Below are 25,141 nucleotides of genomic sequence, written 5' to 3'. Positions count from 1 at the left end.
ATGCCTTTGACCTCGGCATAGTAAGTCTTCGCCAGCGCACCGAACATCTGTTGGGGCGACTTGGCCGTGGACATATGGGGGATCATGTTGTGGAAAAACGTCTCCATAAATTTTATCCATCCCGGACTGCAGGACGTAATGAGTGGCAGGTTCTTTCCCGATTTAAGTCGTGAGAGCAGTTCCGTGCCCTCTTCCATGATGGTCAGGTCAGCGGCAAAGTTTGTATCAAGGACCGCGTCGAAGTTGAGCCTGCGCAATGCTGCGTGCATCTTGCCGCTCACGAGCGATCCCGGCGCCATGCCGAATTCCTCTCCGAGCATGACCCGCACCGCCGGGGCTTCCTGAACTACCACAAATTTATCCGGATCGTGGAGGGCCTCCCAGACCTTCTCCACCTGGCTGTTTTCATAGAGAGCGCCGACCGGGCAGTGTACCACGCATTGCCCGCAGTTGATGCAGACGCTGTTTCCGAGACCCGCGTCAAAGGCGGTGGACAGAAAGGTGTCGGCCCCCCTGTGGTTTACGGCAAGGGCATTTACGGTCTGGATGTTGGAGCACACCTGTGTGCATCGCCCGCAGAGGATGCACTTGTTAGGGTCTCTCACGATGGAGACGCTTGTCCTGTCGATGGGCATCTTCTCTTCGAGCTTGGCGTATTCCACCGCATTGATACCGAGCGTTGCCGAGAGGGTCTGCAATTCGCAGTTGTTGTTTTTTATGCAGGTCAGACAATCTGTGTCGTGATTGGAGAGGATGAGCTCCACGAGCTGTTTGCGCGTGGCCATTACCCTCGGCGTATGCGTATGGACCTTGAAACCTTCGCCGAGCGGCGTCATGCACGACCGCTTGAGTCCGGGTATCCCTTCGATTTCAACCACACAGATTCCGCATTGTCCCCCGGGCGTGAGATCGGGATGATGGCACAATGTGGGGACATTGAATCCGGCTTTGCGCGCCGCGAAGAGTATACTCGTCCCTTCAGGAACCTCCACATCCACATTATTTATCTTGGCTTTTATCATCGTCGTTTAATAACCTCCCTCGAAATGGTCTGCCTTCAAGCCCTCTATCCAACCCGCGCGTAAATCTCGTCACCGAAATATTTCAGAGAACTGGAAATAGGCAAATACAAAGACTGGCCCAACGGACAGAAGGATGCGTCACGCATAACTTCAGAAATTTTGACGAGCTTCCCGATGTCCTCTTTGGCTCCTTTTGACTTTGCCACGCGCTCAATGATTTTTACGAGCTGGGCCGTGCCCAGTCTGCAGGGCGCGCAGTGTCCGCATGATTCATGTTTGAAGAAGTGAAGCACGCTCTCAAGCATGTCTACGATATCTGCCCCCTCATCCATGACGAGGATCGCCCCGGAGCCGAGAACTGCCGCGTACTCCTTCAGGTTCACGAAGTCCATCCGAACATCGAGCATCTCGGGCCCGAGAAAGGCGCCCGCAGCGCCGCCGATCAAAGCGCCTTTGAATTGTTTTCCGTCTTTGATGCCTCCGGCATATTCATAGATGATATCGCGCAGGGTGGTTCCCATTTCCGCCTCGATGAGGCCGGGTGTTGCCACATTGCCGATGATGGTAAAAACTTTGGTGCCGGGGCATTTATCGGTTCCGTAGCCACGAAACCAGGACGCTCCGTGCTCTATAATTTCCGGCACATTGCCGAGAGTTTCCACGTTGTTCACCACGGTCGGTTTGTTCCAGAGACCTTCCGTGACCGGATAGGGCGGCTTGTTCCTTGGGTGTCCCCTCTTTCCTTCCAGAGACTCAATGAGCGCCGTTTCTTCGCCGCAGACATAAGCGCCGGCGCCTTTCATGACCGTTATATCGAATCCGAAGCCGCTCTCTAAGATATTGTCGCCGAGCAGTCCATACTCGCGGGCCTGTGCGATGGCCTTTTCCAGACGTTCGATAGAGAGCGAGTATTCGCCCCGTATGTAGACAAAACCCTTGCTCGCCCCCACAGCATAGCCGGCGATGATCATGCCCTCGATGAGCTTGTGGGGATCGCCTTCCAGAATGAGCCGGTCCTTGAAGGTCCCCGGTTCGCCTTCGTCGGCGTTGCAGATAATATACTTGATCGTGCCCTGTGCCTTGCGGGCAAAATCCCATTTCATGCCCGTGGTGAAGGCCGCACCGCCGCGGCCTACAAGACCGGATTTCTTGATCTCGTCGATGACGCCCTCCGGCTTCAAGACAAAGGCCTTTGCGATCGCCGCATAACCTTCATTGGCGATATATTCGTCGATACTCTCAGGATTGATAATACCGCTATTTCTCAGAACAATGCGGGGCTGTTCTTTGAGAAGCCCTGCCTTTTCTTTTCTGACCACATGCTGTTTCGGCAGCTCGGTGAGAAGAAGCCTCTTCAACTGGCGACCCTTGAGAAGATGCTCCTCCACAAGCTGGGGTACGTCTTCAACGGTGACTTTGCCGTAATAGACGCCCTCGGGATATACGACGATCACGACCCCCTGGCCGGTCACCCCGATACTTCCCGTTTCGAGTACGGCAATCTCATCCGATAACCCCTGTTTCGCAATTTCATCAACCAGGGCCTTTTCCACAGCGCGGGCGCCCGCCATGATGGTCCCCGCATCGATACTTATCAACACGTGATTTCTTACGAGATTCATAGTTCTTTTCTCCTCTTTCCCAGGATGGAATCGACCTTCTCCGGTGTAAGATTGCCGAACATCTCGTCGTTAAGCATCATCGCCGGTGCCACGCCGCAAACCCCAAGACAGCTTGTGGTTTCCAGGGTGAACGCGCCGTCGTTAGTGGTTTCTCCGATATTTACCTTGAGCGCCCCCTTCAAGTAATCAAGAAGCGACTTTGATCCCATGAGATGGCACGGGGGAGAATCGCAGAGACGTATAATGTTTCGTCCCCTCGGTTTTAAACTGAACATGGTATAGAAGCTTGCAACGCTGTGCACGTAGCTGTAAGGTACATTCAAGTAATCTGCGCATGAAATTATATCACTTTTGTCGAGATAATGCAGGGGGTTGTTATCCTGGAGATCATGGAGGATGTAAAGGATATTGTCCGGGGTTGGTTTGAACTTTCTTAGGATTGCCTCTTTGTCCACGGCAGGCGACCTCCTTTACCGTATTTAGATTGCAAATTCAGACACGGGGTTACCGTTCACCACGTGTTCCGCTACCACACGTTTGGTTTTCTCAACATTCATGTTACCGTAAACCACCGGGGGTTTGCCTTCCTCAAAGACCTCAACCATGGGTTCCTGGGAGGCAAGGCCTTTCTCGCCCGTCTGCGTTACGATCACATCGCCTAAGTTCCTCCGGCTGACTTCCTCAATAAACGTCTTGAGCACGTCTCGCGCGCCGGCGGCGATGCCGCTCGTGCCCATTCCAACGACAATCCTTATCCTTGCCTGTTTTTGTCTCAGTTCGACGTCTTTTTGAGCCTTTTCCCTGATTTTCTTGAGTTCTTCTAGATTCATCGACCCCTCCTTATAAGCTGAATTAATCTATTATGATTTACAGGTACGCGTCAAGATATTTAATGAAAAATTTCACTACCTCTGGATCGTTCAGAGGTACATCTCCGAGAGTGGCTCTCATGGCCGCCGTATCAAAGACTAACGCCTTCTCGTTGACCGCATAACTGAACAGAAAATCGATGCCGGGATTCCCCACAACGAGGACGAGAATGGTGTCCTTGAGTTTTCCCATGGGTGGCAGATCAGGATGGTTGAGTCGAAACGACGCCCATATGTCTACCCCGTGGCCCACCTCGCTCGTCAGAGAAAAACTCCCCCCGGTTGTCTCGGCGGTGCCCTTGAGCAGGGGAATGCCGAGCCCCACCTTTTTACCCGTCTTTGTTGAAAAGAAGGAATCCTGGACTTTCTTAATCATATCGCTATCCATGCCCACTCCATCGTCCTTGAAATGGAGGGTCAAGAGTGCTTTTTTCGGATCGGCCGTAATGGAAATCTCTATATGTTTGGCTTTTGCCGCTATCGCGTTCATCGCGATATCCATTACATGAGAGGCGATTTCATCCATCATAGGGTTCTTGCTCCCTCACCTGAGACGCCCCGCGCAATTGAGCGCTCGTTGTGCGCCGTATTAGGATCCACAATAGGGCTTCTCTCACTCATTTCTTTGCGCACCCAAAGTCTTTAATGCCCCTGCGATCTCGCGACAGGTGGGCTCATCCATCGTAAGCGTGATGCTTTTACGGCCGATGTCGGCCACGTAATGGGCGTCCGAAAAACTTACAAGCGGGATATTCTTTCGCATAACAAGGGGTAAAAGGCCTCGCGCACCCTCGGGGTTACGTACCTCAAGGGCATCGAAGGGGATATTTTCAGGCACGAATCCGATCTGACTTATAATGCTGAACGTAGCGCTGTCTATGTGCGAAGGGATTGCAAGCCCTCCCATAGATTTAATGAGATTGGCAGCGGTATCGATCGATATTTGCGCGGAATTGATAAGGAGCCTCGGCTCGGACCGGACAATCTCGTTCTCTGTGTCCACCACAATCTGGTCACCGTAGAAATCCACATCGTTTTCCACATCGGGCAAAAGATCGTAGACCTTCTTTTGAAAATCAAAGGCCACTTCGTATGTGTCAAAAATGGCAAGTAGATGTATCTCCTCGAGGGTCTGAAGTTCCATGCCGCAGAGCACGGTGAGACCCTGCATCTTGCCCAGTTTCTGCGCGTAGAAGCTATTTTCCGTCATGTTGTGATCGGTGATGGCGATGACGTGAAGACCTACCTCACGCGCTTTTTCAACGATGTTTCTCGGGGACATATCCAGGCTGCCACATGGGGAAAGCGTTGAATGGATATGAAGATCGCAGGAAAATACCCTCACGGGCCGCTAACCCTTCCTTAATGCGTTATAGATAAGCCCTGAGATCTCGAAGGCGGATTGCTGGCACCGGATCATGGCGATATGTTCTTCCTGCGCCTTATCTACGACGTCTTTATCGAGCTCGAGGCCGCGGGGGATAACGATGGCCGCAACATCCTTCAATTTCGCCACGCCGAGGATGTTAATGTGTCTCTGAATGGTAATCCAGACTGCGTCATCGCCGATGTTGGCTATGACATCTGAGAGCAAATCCGATGTGTATCCCGATCGTATCTCTCGCTCCATATTGGTATTGCCGGTGAGCACTTCAAGGCCAAGGGCACTGACTAATTGGGCGACCGTCATGATATCTTTCCTCCGCGTTTTTGAGATCTGCCGCTTGAATGGCATGGGCTTTCGGTCAATCTTCGTGACTTCTATTTCTTTTCTTGTTTTTTTGAATTATCTGCCATGGCCGGCGGTACGATCCTGGCCAGGTCAAGTATTTGTTCCGCCAGCGTCTTTACCCGTTCCCTCAGTTTGATGGCGCAATCGGTCTCGAAGGCCAGGCCTCGAATCATGTCCTCGGCGAATGCACGACAACTGGGCGAACCGCAGGCCCCACAATCGAGTCCCGGCAGCTCGTTCGTGATTTGATCGAGACGCTCCATCATAACCAGGGCCTTCGACACATCCTGGTCAAGTGTCATAATCGATTTAGGCACAATCGGCTCCGTTGATTCGAAATGCCCCTGCTCGTATATGCTTAAGAGGTCCTTTTCGCTGAAATAGGGCTCTTTCGGCGTACCGTTGCGCTTGATCAACTCTCTGAGTCTCACCCTGCCGACGAAGAGATTCTCGATATTCAACGGACCACCCACACATCCGCCGGTGCAGGCTTGCAGTTCGATGAAATCCACGTCTTTCAACTCGCCGCGCTCGATCTCCTCGAGAAGGCTGATCACATTATGGATACCGCTCACGGCAAGCGTTGTGCCCACATCGATGTTTTTCGATTCTCCGGTCACGTATCCCCAGGCCATTCCAAGATTGGTGGCCTTCTGTAACGGCCTCGCGCCTTTATGTTCCGGGTCTTTGCCAAGATTCTTGACCACGTCCTTATAGATGAGATTAACGCCGATCACCCCATTCACGGCCGAATGTTTGGTGGTCATGGGCTGTTTGACCTCTGTAACTTTGGCGGGACAGGGAGAAACGAAGAAGGCCCCGATCTCGTCATAGGCGATGCCGGTCTTTTTGACCGCCACTTCTTTGGCAAGTCTGGCCGCCACTTCCATGGGGGTGAGAACGTGTGTCGCCTGTTCGAGCAGGTCGGGAAACTTAATCTGCATGAGCCTGAGCACCGCGGGACAGGCAGAAGAAAAAACCGGATGCTTGCCCCTTCTCTCGGCGAGCTGGCGATGCACAATAAACGCTACGATCTCTGCGGCAAGGGCCACTTCATAGACTTCGTCGAACCCCACATGAACGAGGGCGCTCAGGATATCGTCCACATTGCCCAGGTCCTTAAACTGCGCGAAGAAGGACGGCGCCGGCAGGGCAATATTGTACTTGTATTCGGCGAGTCTCTCGAGCGTGTCGGTGAGCGCTATCTTTGCATGGTTGGGGCAGAACCTTATGCATTCCCCGCAGTCGATACAGCGCTCTTCCATGATGGTCGCCTTGCCGTCGTGCACGCGGATGGCCTCCATGGGACAACGTTTGATGCAGTTCGTGCAGCCCTTGCATTTTTCAACATCGAGTGTCACGGAATGAAAACGTTTCGACATACCTGCCTACCCTGAACTCTCGGGATCTTTGGGGCTGAAATAGACTTTTGCCTTGAGTGTGGTCCCCTGGCCGACCCGTGAATCGATGGTGAGTTCGTCAGAGCACTGTTTGATATTGGGCAGTCCCATGCCGGCCCCAAAACCCATTTCCCTCACCTCGTAAGGGGCGGTCGAATACCCTTCCTGCATGGCAAGGTCGATGTCGGGGATCCCTGCTCCCTGATCGCTTGTTTGAATGGACACGCCTTCCGCGTCGATTTGAACCGTGAGCAGTCCGTGGTGTGCGTGGATCGCCACATTCATAGCGGCCTCATAAATGATGATAGCTATTTTCTTTATGATATCCTGTTTCAGGCCTATCTGCTGCAACGTCTTTTTGACTTTGGAAGCGGACTCCCCTGCCATGAAGAAATTCTGTTCCCCTATGGGGAATTCCAGAGTGATCTGGGGTGTGTATTGCAGCGTGTCCACCATGGCAGAGCTTAATCAACGGGGATCTTCTTGTCGCCCCGGATACCGTTTGTGAAGAGCCGTCCGCAACATTCATAGATGAGGTGAGGAGTTGAAAGAAGTGGGACATTATTCAGCTTTCCGCTTTTGATGACCGCTTCTTCGGGCTTTTTTCCACCTACGAAGATCACGCCGCTTGCGTCCATCACCTGGGCGGTGTGTATGACATGCGCGTTCGTGAGCGACGTAATGAGCAGGGATTGGGGGTTAACGTAGAGCAGCATTTCGCTGATGAGGTCGCAGGCAAAACAGGCCTTTACTTCCCGATCAAGAGAATCGGCACAGCAGAGCACCTGTGCGTCGAGGATTTTTGCAATATCTTTCAGTTTCATATCTCAATCCGCTTGGTTAATTTCGCCGTCGGCCTCGCCTTAAGGTAATCAGGTCGGGCATACGGGGGCACCCTAACATATCAGGATTTCCCTGGCCTCTCCCTTACTGTCTTGCCCGGATTCGGAACGAATTTCTGCGAATATGTTTTGAAAGAGAAGAGATTCACCTGTGGAAAAAGTATAGATAAATTCTCAGCCGATGTCAAAGGTTTGTCTCGCCCGGAGAAAACGGGGTAGAACGTAAGCGAAGCCCAACCGCGTGGCTCATGAGGACATCGGGAGAAGTAGCCTCCCCGCATGATGAAGCGAGGGTCAATTCCGATTTGAAGCAGGTAAGGACCCCAAACCATGGCGCCCGGCGAATTTTAGCGATAGGGCTTGCAGGAGGAATCGATCACCGTTTATTACCGCAATCAACGCAAAAGACCCGAAAACCCTTGAATATTTACCGTGTTTTGTGCTAAAATAAGTGTAAGGAATTATGAATCTGCTTCGCACATGCCGCACCGGATTTTATCTCTTACCAATGCTGCAATAGAAGCTGCATAAACTGAATAACGAACCAAGAAGGAGGAAGTATGATTCACGGAACGCAACAGGATTTCTTCAACGCCACGGATTACTTTATTGACCGCAATATCCGCCAGGGCCGCGGCAATAAGGTTGCGGTGTATACGGAATATCGCAATTACACCTACAATGACATTCAAAAAATGGTCAATAAGACCGCAAATGGCCTGCGCGAACTGGGCGTTCGCGTTGACGATCGAGTCATGATTCTCATGCTCGACGTGCCTCAGTTCTATGCCATGTTCTACGGTGCCATTAAAATCGGGGCCGTACCGATCCCCGTTAACACCATGCTCACCCCTGAAGATTATGAGTATTACCTGAACGACAGCCGGGCGCGGGTGCTCGTGGTTTCGGAGCCGCTCGTTCCTCTGGTTATGAAGATCACGGGCGACCTCCGTTATCTGCGCGATCTTATCATTATCGATGAGAAACAGGGCGCCTTTATCCCGTTCAAACAGAAATACAGGCACGCACCCGAGACCATCAAGACGGAGTTTACCACCAGAGATGACGTGGCTTTCTGGCTTTATAGCTCAGGCTCAACCGGTTCCCCCAAGGGCGCCATCCATTCACACTATGATATGGTGGCCGTTTCAGAATCTTTCGGACAACACGTGCTTAAGCTCACTGAAGATGATATCCTGTTCTCGGCTGCACGGCTCTTTTTTGCTTACGGTCTCGGTAATTCCGGATACCTACCTTTTTCCGTTGGGGCATCTGTCATCCTCAACGCACAGGCGCCGAAGCCCGAAAGCGTTTTCGAATACCTCAAGCAATATCGCCCCACGGTGTTCTTCGGTATACCCACGCTCTACGGTCAAATGCTTGAGTACAAAGAGAAGGAAGACAAAGAGAAAGGGACGACCCCCGACCCGAACGGAAACCATGAACTCTCCTCGGTACGCATCTGCACCTCAGCCGGCGAGGCACTACCGCCTGACATACTGGTCCGCTGGAAGAAACGTTTCGGCATCGAAATCTTAGACGGCATAGGGTCCACGGAGATGCTCCACATATTCATTTCCAACCAGCCGGGAGACGTGAGGGCGGGATCCACCGGTAAACCGGTGCCGGGTTACGAGGTAAGACTTGTTGACGAGGAAGGCAGGGACGTTCCCAAGGGAGAAATAGGCATGCTCCTCGTAAAAGGTGGAAGCGCCGCGCAACAATACTGGAGAAAAAGAGAGAAGACGCGAGCAACCATGCAGGGTGAGTGGATCAATACCGGAGATAAGTATTATGAAGACCAGGATGGCTACTACTGGTGTGCCGGTCGCGGCGACGACATGCTGAAGGTGGGCGGTATCTGGGTCTCTCCTGTTGAAGTGGAGAATTGTATCATGGAACATCCCGCCGTGTACGAAGTGGCCGTGGTAGGTCATGCCGATGAAAAGGGTCTCGTCAAACCCAAGGCATTTGTGGTCCTCAAAGAAGGTCAGAAGGGAACAAAAGAACTGGCCAAAGAGATACAGCAGTGGGTCCTCGACAAAATGGCCAAGTATAAATATCCGCGCTGGGTTGAATTTGTTAAGGAGCTTCCCAAGAGTTCGACGGGTAAGATCCAGAGGTTCAAACTCCGCTAAGCCTTAGCGCAAAAAACCAATGAAATCATCAGCCCCTGTCACCAAACAGGGGCTGAATTTTTATCTTAAGGGTTGGGCGATCGGTATCGGTGTTTCTTTCGTGTCATCTTATCATCGACATTTCGGTGGTTTTTTTCTATAATGATACTCTTCCGTACCGTTCGTAACACTTGTGGTACCACCACATAATTGAAGGGGAAGACTTTGGCTACTCGCTCTGAAGAATCCGGATATTTGTTTCCAACCGTCAAGGATATTCCCAAACGGTTCGTTTTGCCCCATCCCATAGTGAACGTACGATATCTCGTCGGCGGCTCACTCAAGAGCTGGGACGGGCCGACAGAGGAAGTATTCTCGCCCATATGGGTTGAAGGCCCGATAGGCCCCGGTCCGCTAAAGCTCGGAAGTCATCCTCTTGTCAACGAGACTACCGCGTTAGAGGCCCTGGACGCGGCCTGCCACGCCTTCGACGAGGGCAAGGGCGTCTGGCCCTCTCTTTCCGCTACGCGACGGATCGAACACGTCGAGGCCTTCGTTTCCGCCATGAAACAGAAGAAAAGTCAGATCGCAAGGCTCATCATGTGGGAGATTGGCAAAACCTATGATGATGCAATCAAAGAATTCGATCGGACCGTTGCCTACATCCGGGGTACGATAACCGCACTGAGAAGGCAAGAGCGTAAGGCGAACCGAACAGTTTGTGAACAGGGCATCGTGGGAAGAACTAGACGGGCGCCGCTCGGGGTCGCGCTCTGTATGGGGCCCTTTAATTATCCCCTTTATGAAACGTTCACCTTTGTCGCTCCAGCGCTCCTCACCGGAAACACGGTCATTTTCAAACCCCCGAGATACGGGTCTCTCATTTTCGCCACGCTTCTCGAGGCGCTCTGCGATGCCTTTCCGCCCGGAGTTGTGAACCTGATCTTCGGGGAGGCCCGGAGGATAATACCGCCACTTATCAGATCAGGCCGGGTCGATGTGCTCGCCTTTATCGGCACCAAACACATAGCCGATCAATTGAAAGGCTTCCATCCGAGGCCACAGCGATTGACGAGCATCCTGGGTCTCGAGGCCAAGAACCCTGCCATCATACTTCACGACGCTGATCTCAATGTAACGGTCAGGGAATCTGTTATGGGGGCGCTCGGCTTTAACGGCCAGCGCTGCGCTGCGCTAAAGATATTCTTCGTGCACAGAAGTATTGTCGAGGATTTCCTCAAAGGCATGAGCCACGAAATGGAAAAGCTCAAATCCGGTATGCCCTGGGAAAAGAACACATTCATAACGCCTCTTATCGAACCGGACAGGGCAGCATACTTAACGCAACTTGTACAAGACGCCACCCGGTTGGGAGCAAAAATCCTCCGCGGCTCCCATCCCGACAGGAATCTTCGCCTCTATGAGCCCGCGATCCTCTATCCGGTAAGTAAGAACATGAGGATTTATCACGAGGAACAGTTCGGTCCCCTCATTCCTGTTGTGCCCTACGACGATATCGAAGAACCGCTGCGGTATGTGAGCGCCTCCGGTTACGGACAACAGGCAAGCGTCTTCGGGAGAGACGCGGAGGCGCTCGCTACACTCGTCAACCACCTGTCCCACCAGGTGAGCAGGATAAATATAAACTGCAAGTGCCAACGAACGCCCGATGAGTTCCCCTTTACCGGGAGAAAGGATTCGGCTCAAGGCGTTCTTTCGATCTCCGAGGCCCTTCTCGCTTTCACAACCCCCTTATGCATCACCACACGAAACACGGCGCCGGACAGCGGGCTATTCTTTAACGTAACCGGAGAGAAAACCCCGGTCTGAGTCTCGTTCCCGGCTCATCGGTGTGGCGCTTAATGGAAAGGTTGGCTATTTCCTCTTGATCTCGGCGAGCAATTTCATGAGTTCGCCCGCCTCGGGAGAGTTGATCCCATATCGGGACACGGCCTTTTCGAGGTTGGTCCGCGCGAGGGAGAGATTACCCGTGGCTAAATAGTATCTGCCGAGATACTCGTATCCGTGCGCCTCCTGACCGGTGCGGCCATAGAGCATACCGAGCCGGTAATATATCTCCGGAAAGATGGTCCCGTAAGTAGTAAGTCCCTTGAGGGACGAAATGGCGGCATCGTTTATCCCCAAGCCATCATACGCCTTAGCGAGAAAGAAGTGCTCGATCGGATCCGTGCCATTTTTCAGCACCTCAACGGCTTCCCTGAACTTCCGGGCATTGACGAGCATCTCTCCGAGGAAAAGGCTCTTAAAGGCCGACCCGTTCTCTCCCGCGATCCGAACCGACGCTTCGCTGTCGCCCTTTAGGGCGTATATGAGGCTCACCGCATAGTTGTTAACCGGGTTGTCTTTGTCTTTCAGGTAGCGGTTCGCAAGCATATCGTCGATACTTGTACCCGGTGGCCGGTGAAGGATGTTCGCACGTACGACGAGGTAAGGAAAGAACGGCCAATCGGGAACCACTCTGTTTACGCCCCATATGCTCTCAAGGGCCACGATCCTTGCTTCGTGATAGGGGTGGGTGAGTAGATATTGGGGAAGCATTTTATCGCCGCCCGTTCCCGTTGCCCGGAGTTTTTTGAGAAATTCAACGGTACCCAGCGGGCCGTATCCGGTCTTGTCTGCGATGATCGCGCCCTCTCTGTCGGCCTCTTCCTCGTCTTCACGGGTGAATTGCAGCGACATGGCCTGGGCGCCGGCTGCGCCTGAGGTGATAACAGCTGCGGGCGTCTGACCCGCGCCGACAAGCATGCCGAGGAGCATGGTGGAGAGCATTCCGATATTGATGTATTTCTGCTTTTCCATCATTTTGGCCACATGCCGTTTCTTGATATGACCAAACTCATGTGCAAGCACGCCGGCCAATTCCTCCTCTTTGTCACAGAGGGCTATAAGGCCTGTGGTCACATACACATACCCGCCCATGGTCGTGAACGCATCGAGCATCGGCGCATCGATGATTGTGAGCGTAACGGAAAAAGGCAGGGCCGCTTTGGCCTCCAGCTTCTCTTTGATCGTATTGAGGTATAGCGAGATATACGGATCGTTATTCACCGGAGCAGACCGCACGATCTCCCGATAGATCTCTTTTCCGTATTTTCTTTCTTCGTCGTCGGTAATGGCGAGCACTACTGAGGAACACGCGAACCAAAGAATCAGCGTGGCGGTGAATATTGTTTTGTATGGAACCTTCATCAGATACGGTTGGCTTTTCTGGTCTTCTTCGCTCTGATCTTCTTTATGGCAGGGATCTTGGGTCCTCTCTTTGGCCGGTAAGAGGCGAGGCTCGGCGAGCCTGCTCTTGCAAGACGCAATTCCCGGTCGGTAGGCAGCACTGTGTAAAGGTTCTTCAGTATCTCCACGCTGTCGCCCCAGAGATTGCGGCTTCCGAGTAAGGCGAGAATGTAAACCCTCCCGTCTTTTTCAAAAGCACCCACGTAGCTGTGTTTGGACGATCTCGTATAGCCCGTCTTGCCGCCGATAGTGGGTTCGAAACAGAACAGCAGTCGATTGTGGTTCTTATACTCCACGCGTCGCGGGGTGTCCTGAAAAAGAAAATATCTCGTGGTAATCAGTTCCATAAACCTCTTGTCCAGGAGAGCCTCTTTGAAAATCAGCGCAAGATCGTAACATGTGGTGTACTGATCAACGGCCGGCAGTCCCGAGGCATTCTCGAAGTGCGTGTCCGTTGCGCCGAGCTGTGCCGCCCGCTCGTTCATCATGACTGCAAACCTTTGTTCGGTTCCCCCCACATACGTTGCAAGCGAATAAGCGGCATCGTTGGCCGACTCTACCATGGCGCCCTTCATAAGATCCCAGGACTTATACTGCTTTCCCGGAACAAGATTCATTTTTGACCGGGGTATTTTGAGGACCGCCCTATCGGGGGTGATGGGCTCGTTTCCTTCCAGTTTTTCCAGGGCAATAAGCGTTGTCAGGACCTTTGTTGTGCTTGCCGGCGCAAGTCTTTTGTAATAGTCCCTTCCGGCTATGATCTCAAGACTATCCTTCTCTATGAGAATATAGGACGGTGCCGTAATGGGGCCATTTGACTCGACCGCGTGAAGGGTAAAAGGAAAGAGCAAAAATAGGACCAGAACAAAACGCATCGTAATCATTCTAACCTATTTGATCTTTTCTGACAACCGGTTTTGAAGCATATCTACCGATTTCCCTTCCTTTTGGGCGAGTTTTCTTATAAAATTATGCATGGTTTTTGTGAAGAGAGCAGTTAATGGTGTGTCCCTTGTTAGTCTCAGCCTTTTAGTCGCCGCTGCGATTTTAGTCGCTATCGCGCCCGTGTGCCACGCTGTGGGCGATGTGGGGATTGTCATAGAGCGGGCACAGCCGGGCCAAATCGAAAAATGTCCTTACTGCGGTAAGTTCATCAACGTGAAGACGATCCACACTGATGCGGAGAAGATAGTCAAAACGAAACTGGAGCAGGCATTGACGAGGCACGGTGTGGGATTTAAAGAGGGCAAAGAGAAGCAGCCTTACATTAACGTGCTTATTTACCGATTCCAGGAGAGACAGGGTGGCAATTTCTCCGTGGAAGGGCCGGCAAGCATCGGTCTCCATATGCATCTTATCGAAAGCAACGTTGTGAAGCGAACATTTGTTTTTGACGAAGACCAGCAGGCATTGACGCAGAACATACTGAATATTGGCAAGTTCCTCAAAAGAGGTGCCAGATGGATCACCATGGATGAACTTGCTCAGGAAGGGATCGATGCGGGGACAGATTATCTCCTCGAGATATTGCAATGAAAGCACTTTTCGCAATGGACCTCATGGGCGGCAAAAGCGTAAGGCTCATGAAAGGCGATTTCACCAAGGTCACCGTCTATAGCGACAACCCTGTAGAAAAAATCCAAGAGATGATACAAAGGGGTGCCCGTGATTTCCATATCATAGATCTTGACGGGGCGAGGATGGGGCGGAAGGTACACCATAAGGTCATAGAACAGATAAGACAAATGGTGACAGGTTACATGGAAGTGGGCGGAGGCGTGAGAGAGCTCGAGGATATCAATTATTATCGCGATATGGGGTTGAACGGCATCATCGTGGGCACGAGAGCTCTCGAGGATGACGCGTTTTTCAAGGCTTTAGGCGCCTTCGGCAACATTATTCTCGGACTTGATCTTTTTCAAGGAAAGCCCATGGTTCGAGGCTGGAAGAGGGCCGTGAATAGAGACGTTGAGGAAGTTCTTGACGCCGCCAAACAAACTGGCGTCATGGCCGTCTTATGTACAAGCATAGAACGGGACGGCATGCTCACAGGTCCCGACTATGCCGGTCTTAAGATGCTCGCGGCCATAACAGACCTCCCTCTTATCGCCTCCGGAGGCGTGACGACGATTGACGACGTGAAGCGGCTTAAAGATACGGGGGTCTTTGCCACGATTCTCGGAAAGGCGGTCTACGAGGGCCTGATTAAAATCGAAGAGGCAATCGCCTATGCTGACTAAAAGGATCATCCCCTGTCTCGATGTGAAAGAAGGCAGGGTGGTAAAAGGCACCAATTTTCTTGAGCTCAAGGACGCCGGCGACCCCGTGGAAAATGCCAAGGCATATGAGGAACAGATGGCTGATGAGCTCTGTTTCCTCGACATAACCGCATCTCATGAGAAGCGAAAAACCATCATAGATGTGGTCGAGAGAGTCGCCCACGAGGTCTTCATGCCGCTCACCGTGGGCGGAGGCATCACGAGTATCGATGACATCCGTCAGACCTTGCGCGCCGGGGCAGATAAGGTGACTGTCAATACAGCCGCCGTGGAGAGGCCTTCCTTCGTCAGGGAATCGAGTGAGATCTTTGGAAGCCAGTGTATCTGCGTGGCCATTGATGCCAAGCGCCGAGAAGAGGGCTTTGAAGTTTACACATATGGGGGGCGTAAACCCACAGGGGTAGATGCCGTTCAATGGGCAAGACGCGTGGAAGAGCTCGGCGCCGGGGAGATCCTCCTCACGAGCATGGATAGGGACGGCACCAAGATAGGGTTTGACATCGAGTTGACGAGGACCATCTCTGAATCCGTACGTATACCGGTTATCGCCTCCGGTGGTGTAGGCACGCTTGAACACCTCTATGAGGGCCTGGTTGACGCAAAGGCGGACGCGGTGCTCGCTGCATCGATCTTTCACTACCGGGAATTCACAGTCATCGATGCAAAGAGATATTTACGTGAGCGAGGCGTCAACGTCAGGCTGTAAGCGTAAGCCGGGGCGTCTTACGGGTACGAGATAAAATCCGTTCTTAACGAACAATAATGATTACAGGAGAATCCATGGAAGAGAATGTTAAGTGGGATGATCGAGGACTCGTGCCGGTCGTGGTGCAGGACTTCACAACCAAGGATGTTCTTATGGTGGCCTACATGAATCAAGAGGCGTTTGACCTCACCCTCAAAACCAATAAAGCACACTATTATTCGCGGTCAAGAAAGAAGATATGGCTCAAGGGAGAAACGTCCGGACATACACAGGAGATCAAGTCTGTCCGCATGGATTGCGACGAGGACGCCCTGCTCATTGTAGTCGACCAGAAAGTAGCTGCCTGCCATACGGGATACTGGAGCTGCTTTTATCGTATCTGGAACAATGGATGGAAAGTCGTGGGCAAGAAAATATTCAACGAGAAAGAGGTCTATGGGGATACAAAGACCGCTCACTAGGCTCCTTGAGAGCGTTGTAACATGCTTATATGTGGGATATCTTCCATTGGCGCCGGGCACATATGCGTCGGCGCTCGCTGCGGCTGCCATCTATCTTTTTCCTTCGGTCTTTGGCAATATGCTTTTCGTGGCCTCTTTCGTTCTTTTTTCCATGATATCCGTTGAGCTTTATCCCTACGAGGGCCGCGACCCCGGCTACATCGTGATCGATGAGCTCGCAGGCATGTGGGTTACGCTAGCCGGCCACAGAATAACCCTTCTCAGGACAGTCATCGGTTTCGCCCTTTTCAGACTTTTTGATATTGCCAAACCATTTCCCATAAGGCATGCGGAGCGGGTCAAGGGAGGCGCCGGCATAGTGGCCGATGATGTGATCGCAGGGGTCTTTGCGAGTCTCATTCTTGCAGTGCTTGGACGGTACCTGTGACGTTAGAGGAAAAGATCGGTGAACGTTTAAGCAAGGGGTCTCTCACGGTGGGGCTCGCCGAGTCCTGCACCGGGGGGCTCGTCGCGGAAAGGCTTACCCGTGTGCCGGGCGCTTCTGACTATTTTGAAGTGGGCGTTGTTACGTACAGCAATAGATCGAAGACGAGGCTGATTGCCGTACCCCAGGAGGTGATCGCCGAGAACGGCGCAGTGAGCGCCATTGTAGCCGAGTTCATGGCGCGAGGCGTGCGCGAGATGGGGGCGGTTGATATCGGTCTTTCCATAACCGGCATTGCGGGGCCCTCCGGAGGAAGCCCCGAGAAACCCGTGGGAACGGTATTTATGGGACTTGCCACAGAAAAAGGGGTATATGCAAAGAAACTTTCCTTGGCCGGCAGCAGACAGGAGATCCGATACCAGGCCTCGGAAGAGGCCCTGCTCATGCTTCTCGATTACCTCGAAGGCAGGCCCCTGTGAGAGCCTTTCTCGCCCTTGAACTTCCTGCCGAGATAAAAGAGTATCTGGCGGTCTACACCAGGAACCTGTCGAAGAGCATCCCTCAAGTAAAATGGGTCAAGCCCGAAGGGCAGCACGTAACGCTCAAGTTCTTTGGTGAGATCGCAGAGGACAGGGCACAGGAAATAGGGGCGGCGCTCGCGGGCCTGGAAAAGAATCACGTCTCTTTTATCGTCGGCCTGAATAAGACCGGTGCCTTCCCCGATCTCAAGCGGGCCAGGGTCATCGTGGTTTCTTTTCAAGAAGGGGTTGACAATGCACAGGCGATATTTCATGATATAGAAAACCGGCTCTCTACCCTGGGAATAGAAAAGGAAAAAAGGCCATTTATCCCTCATGTTACCCTGGGAAGAATAAGGGTGCCGGCACCGTTATTAAGAAGAGATATGCTTCCTCTAGAAGAAAAAAGGTTCTTTTTGGAGAGCCTTGTTCTTTACCGAAGCACCTTAACGCGGGAAGGGGCAACATATACGCCGCTTCAAATAATTAAACTTGAAAGGAATCTTGAATGAAAAAGGGAGGCAGCGACGTGAAAGAAGATACGAGCAAGAGGGAAGAAGGCAACAAGACAAAGGCCATAGACATGGCGGTGACCCAGATCGAGCGGCTCTTCGGCAAAGGCTCTATCATGAAGCTCGGCGAGAAGCCAATTGAAGCGGTCCCCGTGGTCTCCACAGGCTCTATCGCCCTCGACATAGCTCTGGGAATCGGCGGTCTTCCCAGGGGACGGGTCATTGAGATTTACGGCCCTGAGGCCTCAGGCAAGACGACCCTCGCGCTTCAGGTCGTTGCGGAAATACAGAAGCAGGGGGGCGCCGCTTCCTTTATCGATGCGGAACACGCACTCGATGTGGCCTATGCCAAACGCATAGGTGTCAATACGGATGACCTTCTGATCTCGCAACCGGACACAGGAGAACAGGCCCTTGACATTACAGAGATCCTGGTGAGAAGCGGAGGTGTGGACATCGTGGTGGTGGACTCTGTGGCGGCGCTCGTGCCCAGAGCGGAGATTGAAGGCGAAATGGGGGATGCGCACATGGGGCTGCAGGCCCGGCTCATGTCTCAGGCGCTCCGCAAGCTGACGGCAACGATCAGTAAGTCCATGACTACCGTAATCTTTATCAATCAGATCAGACAGAAGATCGGGATCATGTTCGGAAATCCCGAAACCACTACCGGTGGTAACGCCTTGAAGTTCTATTCGTCTGTTCGCCTGGACATCAGACGCATCGCATCCATAAAGGACGGGCAGGAGGTCGTTGGCAGCAGAACCCGGGTGAAGATCGTGAAAAACAAGCTGGCCCCGCCTTTTAAAGAGGTCGAATTTGATATCATCTTTGGTCAGGGTATATCACGGGAGGGTGACGTTGTGGACCTTGCCACCGATATGGGCATCATGGAAAGAACGGGGACATGGTACTCTTATGGTGATTCCAGGATCGGCCAGGGACGCGAAAACGCCAAGGAATTTCTCGCCAAGCACCCCGATATCATGAAAGATATAGAAAAAAAGATTCTCGCGCAGGTAGAGATGAAGAAAGGTGAGGCGTGACATCAAGAGAGATTAGAAAGAAATTCCTCGAGTATTTTGCCCAGAGGGGCCATACGATAGTGCCCAGTTCTTCGCTTCTGCCGGAGAAAGATCCCACCCTGCTTTTCGTGAATGCGGGCATGGTCCAGTTCAAAAACCTGTTTCTCGGGGTTGAAACGAGACCGTACACCCGGGCCACGACCTGCCAGAAATGTGTAAGGGCCGGCGGCAAACATAATGACCTGGAGAATATCGGAAAGACGCTGCGTCACCACACGTTCTTCGAAATGTTGGGCAATTTTTCTTTCGGCGACTATTTCAAAAAAGAGGCCATCGCATATGCCTGGGAGTTCCTGACGAGCGAGCTTAACCTCGACAAGGCTAAGCTATGGATAACCATCTATAAGGATGACGCCGATGCGGGCCGCATCTGGAGAGACCTCGGCGTTCCCGAAGACCGGATTGTGCGGCTCGGGGAGAAAGACAATTTTTGGTCAATGGGTGATGAAGGTCCGTGCGGTCCGTGCTCCGAGATCATCTACGACCTGGGGCCGGGTGTTGGGTGCGCCACGCCCGATTGTAAGGTCGGATGTGATTGCGACAGATATCTCGAGATATGGAACCTCGTGTTCATGGAGTTTGACCGGTTAGCCGACGGACAGATGAAGAAACTGCCCAAGCCATCCATCGATACGGGCATGGGGCTCGAACGGATTACATCGATTATGCAAGGCAAGATCGGCAATTACGACACCGACCTCTTCGTCCCCATTATCAAACGACTCGAAGACATATCGGGTCATGCTTATGGCGAGAACCAGAAGACGGACACTGCCATGCGGGTCATCGCCGATCATGCACGGGGGGCAACCTTTATCATTAACGATGGCGTTCTTCCCTCAAAGGAGGGCAGGGGCTACGTGCTCCGGCGCATTATCAGAAGGGCCTTGAGATATGGTAAGAAGCTCGGCATTGAAAAGGAGTTCCTGTATGACCTGTCCAGGACCGTTGTCGATAACATGGAGTCGGTCTATCCGGAAGTAAAGAATAACCATGCCTACATCGTCCGGGTGATTCGAGGCGAGGAGGAGCGGTTCGTCGAAACCCTGACCATGGGCATGAAGCTCTACGAGGAGTTCGCCGACACGCTTAAGCAAAAAGGACAAAAGATCATACCGGGTGACGTCGTCTACAAGCTCTACGATACCTATGGATTTCCCCTGGACCTCACAACGGACATGGCCGAAGAGGACGACCTTTCTATTGACCGGAAGGGTTTTGAGGAGGCCTCCCGTGACCAGAAGGTCCGATCGAGAACGGGTTCGAAGATAAAGGGCGAGGAGTGGGACCGGGGCCATCTGAATATTCTGAAGGAAGGCATTACCAGCTTTTTTACCGGCTACAAACTGGTGAGTGACACGGCCACCCTTGAAAGGATCCTGATCGGAGAAGAGCTCGTTCAAGCGATAAGCGCAGGCGAGGAGGGCGAGCTTTTCTTCAGCCAAACCCCATTTTACGCTGAAAGCGGCGGCCAGGTGGGTGACGAAGGCTTGGTGAGCACGCCTTCAAACGGGGCAGAGGCGCGTGTTTTTGAGGTGAAAAAGATAAAGGCGGACCTTTTTTCTCATAAATGCCTTGTTGAAAAAGGGACCTTCAAAACCGGTGATACCGTTCGACTGAACGTGGATATTGAAAAAAGAAAGGGCGTGTCGAGAAACCACACGGCCACACACCTTCTCCACTATGCCCTGCGGAGGGTCCTGGGCGATCACGTCAAGCAGTCCGGTTCCCTTGTGGATAAAGAAAGGTTCAGATTCGATTTTACCCATTTTGAGGGTATGGCCGAGGGAGAGATTGCCCGCGTTGAAGAAATCGTCAACGAAAAAATCATGGACTGCGTCGACGTAAGCGTGGATGAAAAAGACCGCGACGCGGCGCTCCGTGAAGGCGCCACGGCCCTGTTTGAGGAAAAGTACGGGGAGAAGGTCCGGGTTATTACCATCGGTGACTTCAGCAAGGAGCTCTGCGGAGGCACTCATGTGAGGAACACCGGCGAGATCGGCTGTTTGTACATCGTTAGTGAAAGCTCTCTTGCCTCGGGGGTCCGCAGAATTGAGGCCACGACCGGCAGCGGGGCGCTTTCCTACAAGAGGAAGATCGAAGGCACGCTGAAAGCCGTCTCGAAAAGAACCAACACCGAGATCGAGCGCGTGGAAGAAAGGGTGGAGGGACTTTTTAAGGAACTCGACGCCAAAGAAAAACAGATCGACCATCTGAAAGAAGAGATTATGCTCTATGCGATTGACGAGGCGATCGAGCGTGCGCCACAGAAGAAGGGCGCCAAGATAGTTTCCTTGTTTCTGGCCGGAGCAAAAGCCGACGACTTGAGGAAGGCGTCCGATATGGTCCGCAGTAAGGTAAAGGCATGCGTAGTTATCGCGGCCTCTTCGGGCGAGGACGATAAGGGGCTTCTTGTTGTTGCTGTGAGCAAAGACGCCCAGAGTACCCATAACGCAGGAAAGATACTGAAAACCATGGCCGAACGATACGGGGGCAAAGGGGGCGGCAGCCCTCATATGGCCCAGGGCGGGTTACCGGCCGGAAAAATAAAAGAAGCTTTAAAAAACCTTGACGATCTTTTTGATAACGGGTAATATGTGAGACAGGTATGATGCGCAAATATGCCGACAATCTCCGTAATGTCAGTCTCTTTTCGACCTTAAAAGAGAATCAGATAGACACCATATCACACATACTATTCGTAAATTCGTACTACAGAAATCAGGTGATCTTTCAGGAAGGTGAAACCGGAGACGCCCTTTTTATCGTGCTCAAAGGCAAGGTGCGGGTCTGCCTCTATGATGAAGAGGGGAGAGAATACATCCTTGATGTAATCAACAAGGACGGCTTCTTCGGCGAGCTCGCCTTGATCGATGAGCTGCCCCGGTCCGCAAATGCTATCGCCATGGAAAGCTCCGAGCTCCTCATCATCAGAAGGCCCGATTTTCTGAAAATCCTCATAGAAAACCCCACAATCACCATAGAAATCTTGAAGGTGCTCTCGCGCCGCTTACGCATTGCCGACGAGAGAATCCGCTGGCTCGCCTTTCTGAACGTGGAGGGTAGGATTCTCAAGTTTCTCCTGGAGATCGGGGCAAAGTCCGGTGTGAAGGTCAAGGACTACATTGTTATCGAAAAGGGACCGACCCAGATTGAGATCGCCAATTCGTGCGGCTGCTCAAGAGAGACTGTTTCAAGGATGTTGGCATCGCTTATCAAAAAGGGGTTTATCAGCGTGATGCGTCGCCAGTATACGCTAAACCCGGGTTCCCTGAAATTCTAAAGCAGATCATTCTCCAAAACTTCCGGCATGGAGACCTATGGCAAGGTACCTGTTTCGTTGACAAACTAACAGGGGATACAATAAGATTTAGTTTATCGGTGGTAAGCACGGAGGAATTGAGGTAGTGGCGCAGAGTCGAAAGCAGGACGACAAAGAACAGGAACTCAGGATCCTCCACGAGATCGCCAAGGACTTCAGTGATGATCTCAGCCTGAATCAGCTTTTGAGACGCATCGTGGACACGATCATCAACTTCGTGAAGGTGGACTCGTGTCTCATCTATCTCTATGACAAGCAGAATGACGAGCTCATCCTGACCGCCTCAAGCGATCCGGAAATAAAGGCCCTCGGAGATTTGCGGCTCAGGATGGGAGAGGGCGTGACCGGATGGGCGGCCAAGGAAAAGAAACCCGTTGCCCTGTCCAGGGAGGCTTACAAAGATAAAAGGTTCAAGGCTTTTGCTTTTCTGAAAGAGGATAAATACGAGGCCCTCCTCTCGGTTCCGATCCTTTCCAAAAACGAGATCGTTGGCGTCATGAATCTGCAACACAAGAAGGAGCATCTCTATCCCGAAGACCAGATCAAACTCCTCTATACTATCGGAAGGTACCTTGGAAGCGCCATACGCAACGCCATAATTCACGACGATGTTTTGAAGAAGGCTAAACAGCTCGATTTGCTTTCTGAGGTTTCACGGACCATAGTTTCCGATCACTATCTCAAGGAAATACTGCAACTTATCGTGGCCATGACAGCGAAAGTCATGGACTCAAAGATATGTTCTATCATGCTCCTTGATGAGAAGAAGGAAGAGCTTGTCATCTCCGCCACTCAGAGCTTGAGTAGCGATTACGTCAACAAACCCCATCTCAAGGTGGGGCAGTCCATAAGCGGCCGGGCAGTTTCGGAAAAGAAACCGATTACGGTGCTTAATGTGACCAGGGAGCCTGGCTACATGTACCCTGATGTTGCGAAGAAAGAAGGTGTGGTGTCCCTCCTTTCTGTTCCCATGATGATCAAAGACAGGGTCATTGGCGTGATCAACAGCTATACGAAAAGCGAGCATGTTTTCAGAAAAGAAGAAGTTGACATCCTGCAGGCCGTTGCTAATCAGGCTGCGGTTGCTATTGAGAACACCAACTTAAACCATGAAATCCTCGCCGCCAAGGAGGCCCTGGAGTCGAGGAAAATTATTGAGCGGGCCAAGGGCATTCTCATGAGGGAGATGAATCTTACTGAGGATGAGGCGTACAAAAAAATACACAAAAAGAGCATGGACATGAGAAAGACCATGAGGGAAATCGCAGAGGCTGTTATCCTCGCTTCGGATATGAGGAAGAAGGCTTAAAACGGGTGTGGAAAAGGTTGATTCCGGCTGCTCAACAGGGTGCGTGCTTAGCCGGTATAGAGCGGCGCAAAAACACGAGAGGACAGGGGCGTCCCAATCGCGAGAGGTGGTTTGAGGCGCCCTTTTTATTTCTTTTTATGCTTACGGTGGTGAAATCATGATGCGTATTGCGTTAGCCCAGATGAACAGCACGGTGGGCGACCTTGCGGGAAATTGCGCCAAGATTATTGACGTTATAGAAGAGGCGCGAGCCGCTCTTTGTGATGTCGTTGCTTTTCCCGAACTGGCGCTCACGGGATATCCCCCCGAAGATCTACTCCTTAAGGCGGGTTTTGTCGACGATAACCTGAAAACGCTTGACCATCTGGCGCGGCGGGTGGGAGATATAACGGCTATTGTGGGTTTTGTTGACAGGCAAAAGGGGGCGCTTTTTGATGCTGCTGCCATCATGCATCGGGGCACTATAAAGGGCGTCTGCCACAAACAAATTCTGCCCAATTATGGTGTCTTCGATGAGAAGAGGTACTTCGCTTCAGCAGGACCTGCCCGTGTTTTTCAGCTCAACGGGGCCATATTCGGGGTGAGCATCTGCGAGGACATATGGCACAGACAAGGCCCGGTGAGGGCGCTTGCCGCGAACGGCGCCGGGCTGGTGTTCAACATCAACGCCTCTCCCTATCATTCCGGAAAGATCGCCCTGAGGGAAGATGTGGTAAGAGAACGCATAGCAGAAAGCCATGTCTACGTCTGCTATGTCAACCTTGTGGGCGGACAGGACGAACTTGTATTTGACGGCCAAAGTTTTGTCATGGACAAGAAAGGTTCTATAGTCGCTAGGGCTCGCGCCTTCACCGAGGATTTGCTCATCATGGATATTCCGGTCGGCGCCCTTAAGAGGAGAAAGAGAAAGATCGCCCTCAAGGGACTCCCGAGGGTGCCCCTTGTATCGCTCTCAACCAGGGGGTTAAGAGCAAACAGGGATGCCGTCGCTACCCGGAAAGCCAAGGCCTTAGACCCTGTAGCTGAGGTCTACGAGGCCCTCGTACTTGGGCTTCACGATTATGTGACTAAGAACGGTTTTAAGAAAGCCGTCATCGGCCTTTCGGGTGGTATTGATTCAGCGCTCGTCGCAGTCCTTGCTGCAGATGCCCTTGGCAGCCAGAATGTTGCCCTTGTGTTCATGCCTTCTCAATACACATCCCGGGAGTCTTACGAGGATGCCGAAAAGCTCACCCATAATCTCGGAATAGAATTACTCTCCGTATCCATTCAGGAGATCTACAAGGCCTACATCTCTACGCTCGCGGGATTCTTTTCGGGACTGAAAGATGACATTACCGAGGAGAACATCCAGGCGCGAATTCGCGGAAACATCCTTATGGCACTGTCAAATAAATTCGGCTGGCTTGTGCTGACCACGGGTAATAAGTCTGAAATGAGCGTAGGCTACGCAACCCTTTATGGGGACATGGCGGGTGGTTTTGCTGTTATCAAGGATGTACCCAAGACGCTCGTTTACAGGCTTTCTCTCTACCGAAATTCCCTGGGCCCTGTGATACCTGAACGCATACTTACAAAGGAACCCACAGCCGAGTTGAAGCCCAATCAGAAAGATCGCGATTCCCTTCCTCCTTACGAACACCTTGACCGGATTTTGAAGGGCTACGTCGAGGAA

General features: G+C 52.2%; 26 protein-coding genes. 14 read left to right on the top strand and 12 right to left on the bottom strand.

Going from position 1 to position 25,141, the window contains the following annotated elements:
- The 10 genes from VMT62_07590 to VMT62_07545 form a co-directional block, all read right to left on the bottom strand.
- On the bottom strand, positions 1-1,022 hold a 1,022-nt coding region (locus VMT62_07590; protein ID HVN96274.1), incomplete at its 3' end, for a [Fe-Fe] hydrogenase large subunit C-terminal domain-containing protein.
- Positions 1,023-1,066: 44 nt separating this feature from the next.
- Entirely contained in the window at positions 1,067-2,644 is a 1,578-nt protein-coding gene (gene nuoF / locus VMT62_07585; protein HVN96273.1) for an NADH-quinone oxidoreductase subunit NuoF, read from the bottom strand.
- Positions 2,641-3,099: an NAD(P)H-dependent oxidoreductase subunit E gene (locus tag VMT62_07580; GenBank protein HVN96272.1), complete on the bottom strand. Its 459-nt coding sequence runs from the start codon at positions 3,097-3,099 to the stop codon at positions 2,641-2,643. Before VMT62_07580 ends, nuoF begins: the two co-directional genes overlap by 4 nt.
- Positions 3,100-3,123: 24 nt before the next feature.
- Positions 3,124-3,474 carry a hypothetical protein gene (locus tag VMT62_07575; protein ID HVN96271.1) on the bottom strand — a complete coding sequence of 117 codons (351 nt, stop codon included), beginning with the start codon at positions 3,472-3,474 and terminating at the stop codon, positions 3,124-3,126.
- A 37-nt stretch (positions 3,475-3,511) separates the two neighbouring features.
- Positions 3,512-4,042, bottom strand: coding sequence for an ATP-binding protein (locus VMT62_07570; protein HVN96270.1), 531 nt, complete (start codon positions 4,040-4,042; stop codon positions 3,512-3,514).
- An 84-nt stretch (positions 4,043-4,126) separates the two neighbouring features.
- Positions 4,127-4,858, bottom strand: coding sequence for a PHP domain-containing protein (locus VMT62_07565; protein ID HVN96269.1), 732 nt, complete (start codon positions 4,856-4,858; stop codon positions 4,127-4,129).
- Between the two features lie 6 nt (positions 4,859-4,864).
- Positions 4,865-5,203 (bottom strand): DRTGG domain-containing protein, encoded by a 339-nt coding sequence (locus tag VMT62_07560; protein ID HVN96268.1) that lies wholly within the window; start codon positions 5,201-5,203, stop codon positions 4,865-4,867.
- A 71-nt stretch (positions 5,204-5,274) separates the two neighbouring features.
- Positions 5,275-6,627, bottom strand: a complete 1,353-nt coding sequence (locus VMT62_07555; GenBank protein HVN96267.1) for a [Fe-Fe] hydrogenase large subunit C-terminal domain-containing protein — start codon at positions 6,625-6,627, stop codon at positions 5,275-5,277.
- A gap of 6 nt (positions 6,628-6,633) precedes the next feature.
- Positions 6,634-7,101 (bottom strand): ATP-binding protein, encoded by a 468-nt coding sequence (locus tag VMT62_07550; GenBank protein ID HVN96266.1) that lies wholly within the window; start codon positions 7,099-7,101, stop codon positions 6,634-6,636.
- 8 nt (positions 7,102-7,109) lie between these two features.
- Positions 7,110-7,469, bottom strand: a complete 360-nt coding sequence (locus VMT62_07545) for a DRTGG domain-containing protein (GenBank protein ID HVN96265.1) — start codon at positions 7,467-7,469, stop codon at positions 7,110-7,112.
- 578 nt (positions 7,470-8,047) lie between these two features.
- On the opposite strand from VMT62_07545, the gene VMT62_07540 reads away from it, so the two are divergent.
- Both VMT62_07540 and VMT62_07535 read left to right on the top strand, forming a co-directional pair.
- Positions 8,048-9,625 carry a benzoate-CoA ligase family protein gene (locus VMT62_07540; protein ID HVN96264.1) on the top strand — a complete coding sequence of 526 codons (1,578 nt, stop codon included), beginning with the start codon at positions 8,048-8,050 and terminating at the stop codon, positions 9,623-9,625.
- Positions 9,626-9,829: 204 nt separating this feature from the next.
- Entirely contained in the window at positions 9,830-11,434 is a 1,605-nt protein-coding gene (locus VMT62_07535; protein HVN96263.1) for an aldehyde dehydrogenase family protein, read from the top strand.
- 45 nt (positions 11,435-11,479) lie between these two features.
- Here the strand turns inward: VMT62_07535 and VMT62_07530 are convergent, their stop codons facing one another.
- Together VMT62_07530 and VMT62_07525 are read right to left on the bottom strand one after the other, a co-directional pair.
- Complete coding sequence (locus VMT62_07530; protein HVN96262.1) at positions 11,480-12,814, bottom strand: M48 family metalloprotease; 1,335 nt, start codon at positions 12,812-12,814, stop codon at positions 11,480-11,482.
- Positions 12,814-13,737, bottom strand: a complete 924-nt coding sequence (locus VMT62_07525; protein ID HVN96261.1) for a serine hydrolase — start codon at positions 13,735-13,737, stop codon at positions 12,814-12,816. The genes VMT62_07530 and VMT62_07525 overlap by 1 nt, the downstream gene beginning before the upstream one ends.
- A gap of 121 nt (positions 13,738-13,858) precedes the next feature.
- Here VMT62_07525 and VMT62_07520 point away from each other — a divergent pair, with 121 nt between their 5' ends.
- From VMT62_07520 to VMT62_07465, 12 genes are all read left to right on the top strand, one after another.
- Positions 13,859-14,389, top strand: coding sequence for a hypothetical protein (locus tag VMT62_07520; protein ID HVN96260.1), 531 nt, complete (start codon positions 13,859-13,861; stop codon positions 14,387-14,389).
- Entirely contained in the window at positions 14,386-15,093 is a 708-nt protein-coding gene (locus VMT62_07515) for a 1-(5-phosphoribosyl)-5-[(5-phosphoribosylamino)methylideneamino] imidazole-4-carboxamide isomerase (GenBank protein ID HVN96259.1), read from the top strand. Before VMT62_07520 ends, VMT62_07515 begins: the two co-directional genes overlap by 4 nt.
- Complete coding sequence (hisF, locus tag VMT62_07510) at positions 15,083-15,838, top strand: imidazole glycerol phosphate synthase subunit HisF (GenBank protein ID HVN96258.1); 756 nt, start codon at positions 15,083-15,085, stop codon at positions 15,836-15,838. Before VMT62_07515 ends, hisF begins: the two co-directional genes overlap by 11 nt.
- A gap of 74 nt (positions 15,839-15,912) precedes the next feature.
- Entirely contained in the window at positions 15,913-16,299 is a 387-nt protein-coding gene (hisI, locus tag VMT62_07505) for a phosphoribosyl-AMP cyclohydrolase (protein ID HVN96257.1), read from the top strand.
- Positions 16,274-16,726, top strand: coding sequence for a phosphatidylglycerophosphatase A (locus VMT62_07500; protein ID HVN96256.1), 453 nt, complete (start codon positions 16,274-16,276; stop codon positions 16,724-16,726). Before hisI ends, VMT62_07500 begins: the two co-directional genes overlap by 26 nt.
- Entirely contained in the window at positions 16,723-17,202 is a 480-nt protein-coding gene (locus VMT62_07495; protein ID HVN96255.1) for a CinA family protein, read from the top strand. Before VMT62_07500 ends, VMT62_07495 begins: the two co-directional genes overlap by 4 nt.
- Positions 17,199-17,753, top strand: a complete 555-nt coding sequence (gene thpR, locus VMT62_07490) for an RNA 2',3'-cyclic phosphodiesterase (protein HVN96254.1) — start codon at positions 17,199-17,201, stop codon at positions 17,751-17,753. Before VMT62_07495 ends, thpR begins: the two co-directional genes overlap by 4 nt.
- A gap of 17 nt (positions 17,754-17,770) precedes the next feature.
- Positions 17,771-18,796, top strand: a complete 1,026-nt coding sequence (gene recA, locus VMT62_07485; protein ID HVN96253.1) for a recombinase RecA — start codon at positions 17,771-17,773, stop codon at positions 18,794-18,796.
- Complete coding sequence (gene alaS / locus VMT62_07480; protein ID HVN96252.1) at positions 18,793-21,429, top strand: alanine--tRNA ligase; 2,637 nt, start codon at positions 18,793-18,795, stop codon at positions 21,427-21,429. Before recA ends, alaS begins: the two co-directional genes overlap by 4 nt.
- 14 nt (positions 21,430-21,443) lie before the next feature.
- Positions 21,444-22,118, top strand: a complete 675-nt coding sequence (locus VMT62_07475; GenBank protein HVN96251.1) for a Crp/Fnr family transcriptional regulator — start codon at positions 21,444-21,446, stop codon at positions 22,116-22,118.
- 124 nt (positions 22,119-22,242) lie between these two features.
- Positions 22,243-23,466 carry a GAF domain-containing protein gene (locus tag VMT62_07470; protein HVN96250.1) on the top strand — a complete coding sequence of 408 codons (1,224 nt, stop codon included), beginning with the start codon at positions 22,243-22,245 and terminating at the stop codon, positions 23,464-23,466.
- Positions 23,467-23,623: 157 nt separating this feature from the next.
- The coding region (locus VMT62_07465) for an NAD+ synthase (protein ID HVN96249.1) at positions 23,624-25,141 on the top strand (1,518 nt) is incomplete at its 3' end.

Source organism: Syntrophorhabdaceae bacterium, assembly GCA_035541755.1.
GTDB lineage: Bacteria > Desulfobacterota > Syntrophorhabdia > Syntrophorhabdales > Syntrophorhabdaceae > PNOF01.
This window is presented reverse-complemented; position numbering and strand designations above follow the sequence as displayed.

What these genes read in the sequence shown, in the direction of transcription:
- nuoF (HVN96273.1), bottom strand. Translation starts at nt 2,644, where the DNA reads ATGAATCTCGTAAGAAATCACGTGTTGATAAGTATCGATGCGGGGACC.
- VMT62_07575 (HVN96271.1), bottom strand. Translation starts at nt 3,474, where the DNA reads ATGAATCTAGAAGAACTCAAGAAAATCAGGGAAAAGGCTCAAAAAGAC.
- VMT62_07570 (HVN96270.1), bottom strand. Translation starts at nt 4,042, where the DNA reads ATGATGGATGAAATCGCCTCTCATGTAATGGATATCGCGATGAACGCG.
- VMT62_07560 (HVN96268.1), bottom strand. Translation starts at nt 5,203, where the DNA reads ATGACGGTCGCCCAATTAGTCAGTGCCCTTGGCCTTGAAGTGCTCACC.
- VMT62_07555 (HVN96267.1), bottom strand. Translation starts at nt 6,627, where the DNA reads ATGTCGAAACGTTTTCATTCCGTGACACTCGATGTTGAAAAATGCAAG.
- VMT62_07550 (HVN96266.1), bottom strand. Translation starts at nt 7,101, where the DNA reads ATGGTGGACACGCTGCAATACACACCCCAGATCACTCTGGAATTCCCC.
- VMT62_07545 (HVN96265.1), bottom strand. Translation starts at nt 7,469, where the DNA reads ATGAAACTGAAAGATATTGCAAAAATCCTCGACGCACAGGTGCTCTGC.
- VMT62_07540 (HVN96264.1), top strand. Translation starts at nt 8,048, where the DNA reads ATGATTCACGGAACGCAACAGGATTTCTTCAACGCCACGGATTACTTT.
- VMT62_07530 (HVN96262.1), bottom strand. Translation starts at nt 12,814, where the DNA reads ATGAAGGTTCCATACAAAACAATATTCACCGCCACGCTGATTCTTTGG.
- VMT62_07525 (HVN96261.1), bottom strand. Translation starts at nt 13,737, where the DNA reads ATGATTACGATGCGTTTTGTTCTGGTCCTATTTTTGCTCTTTCCTTTT.
- VMT62_07515 (HVN96259.1), top strand. Translation starts at nt 14,386, where the DNA reads ATGAAAGCACTTTTCGCAATGGACCTCATGGGCGGCAAAAGCGTAAGG.
- hisF (HVN96258.1), top strand. Translation starts at nt 15,083, where the DNA reads ATGCTGACTAAAAGGATCATCCCCTGTCTCGATGTGAAAGAAGGCAGG.
- hisI (HVN96257.1), top strand. Translation starts at nt 15,913, where the DNA reads ATGGAAGAGAATGTTAAGTGGGATGATCGAGGACTCGTGCCGGTCGTG.
- VMT62_07500 (HVN96256.1), top strand. Translation starts at nt 16,274, where the DNA reads ATGGGGATACAAAGACCGCTCACTAGGCTCCTTGAGAGCGTTGTAACA.
- VMT62_07475 (HVN96251.1), top strand. Translation starts at nt 21,444, where the DNA reads ATGATGCGCAAATATGCCGACAATCTCCGTAATGTCAGTCTCTTTTCG.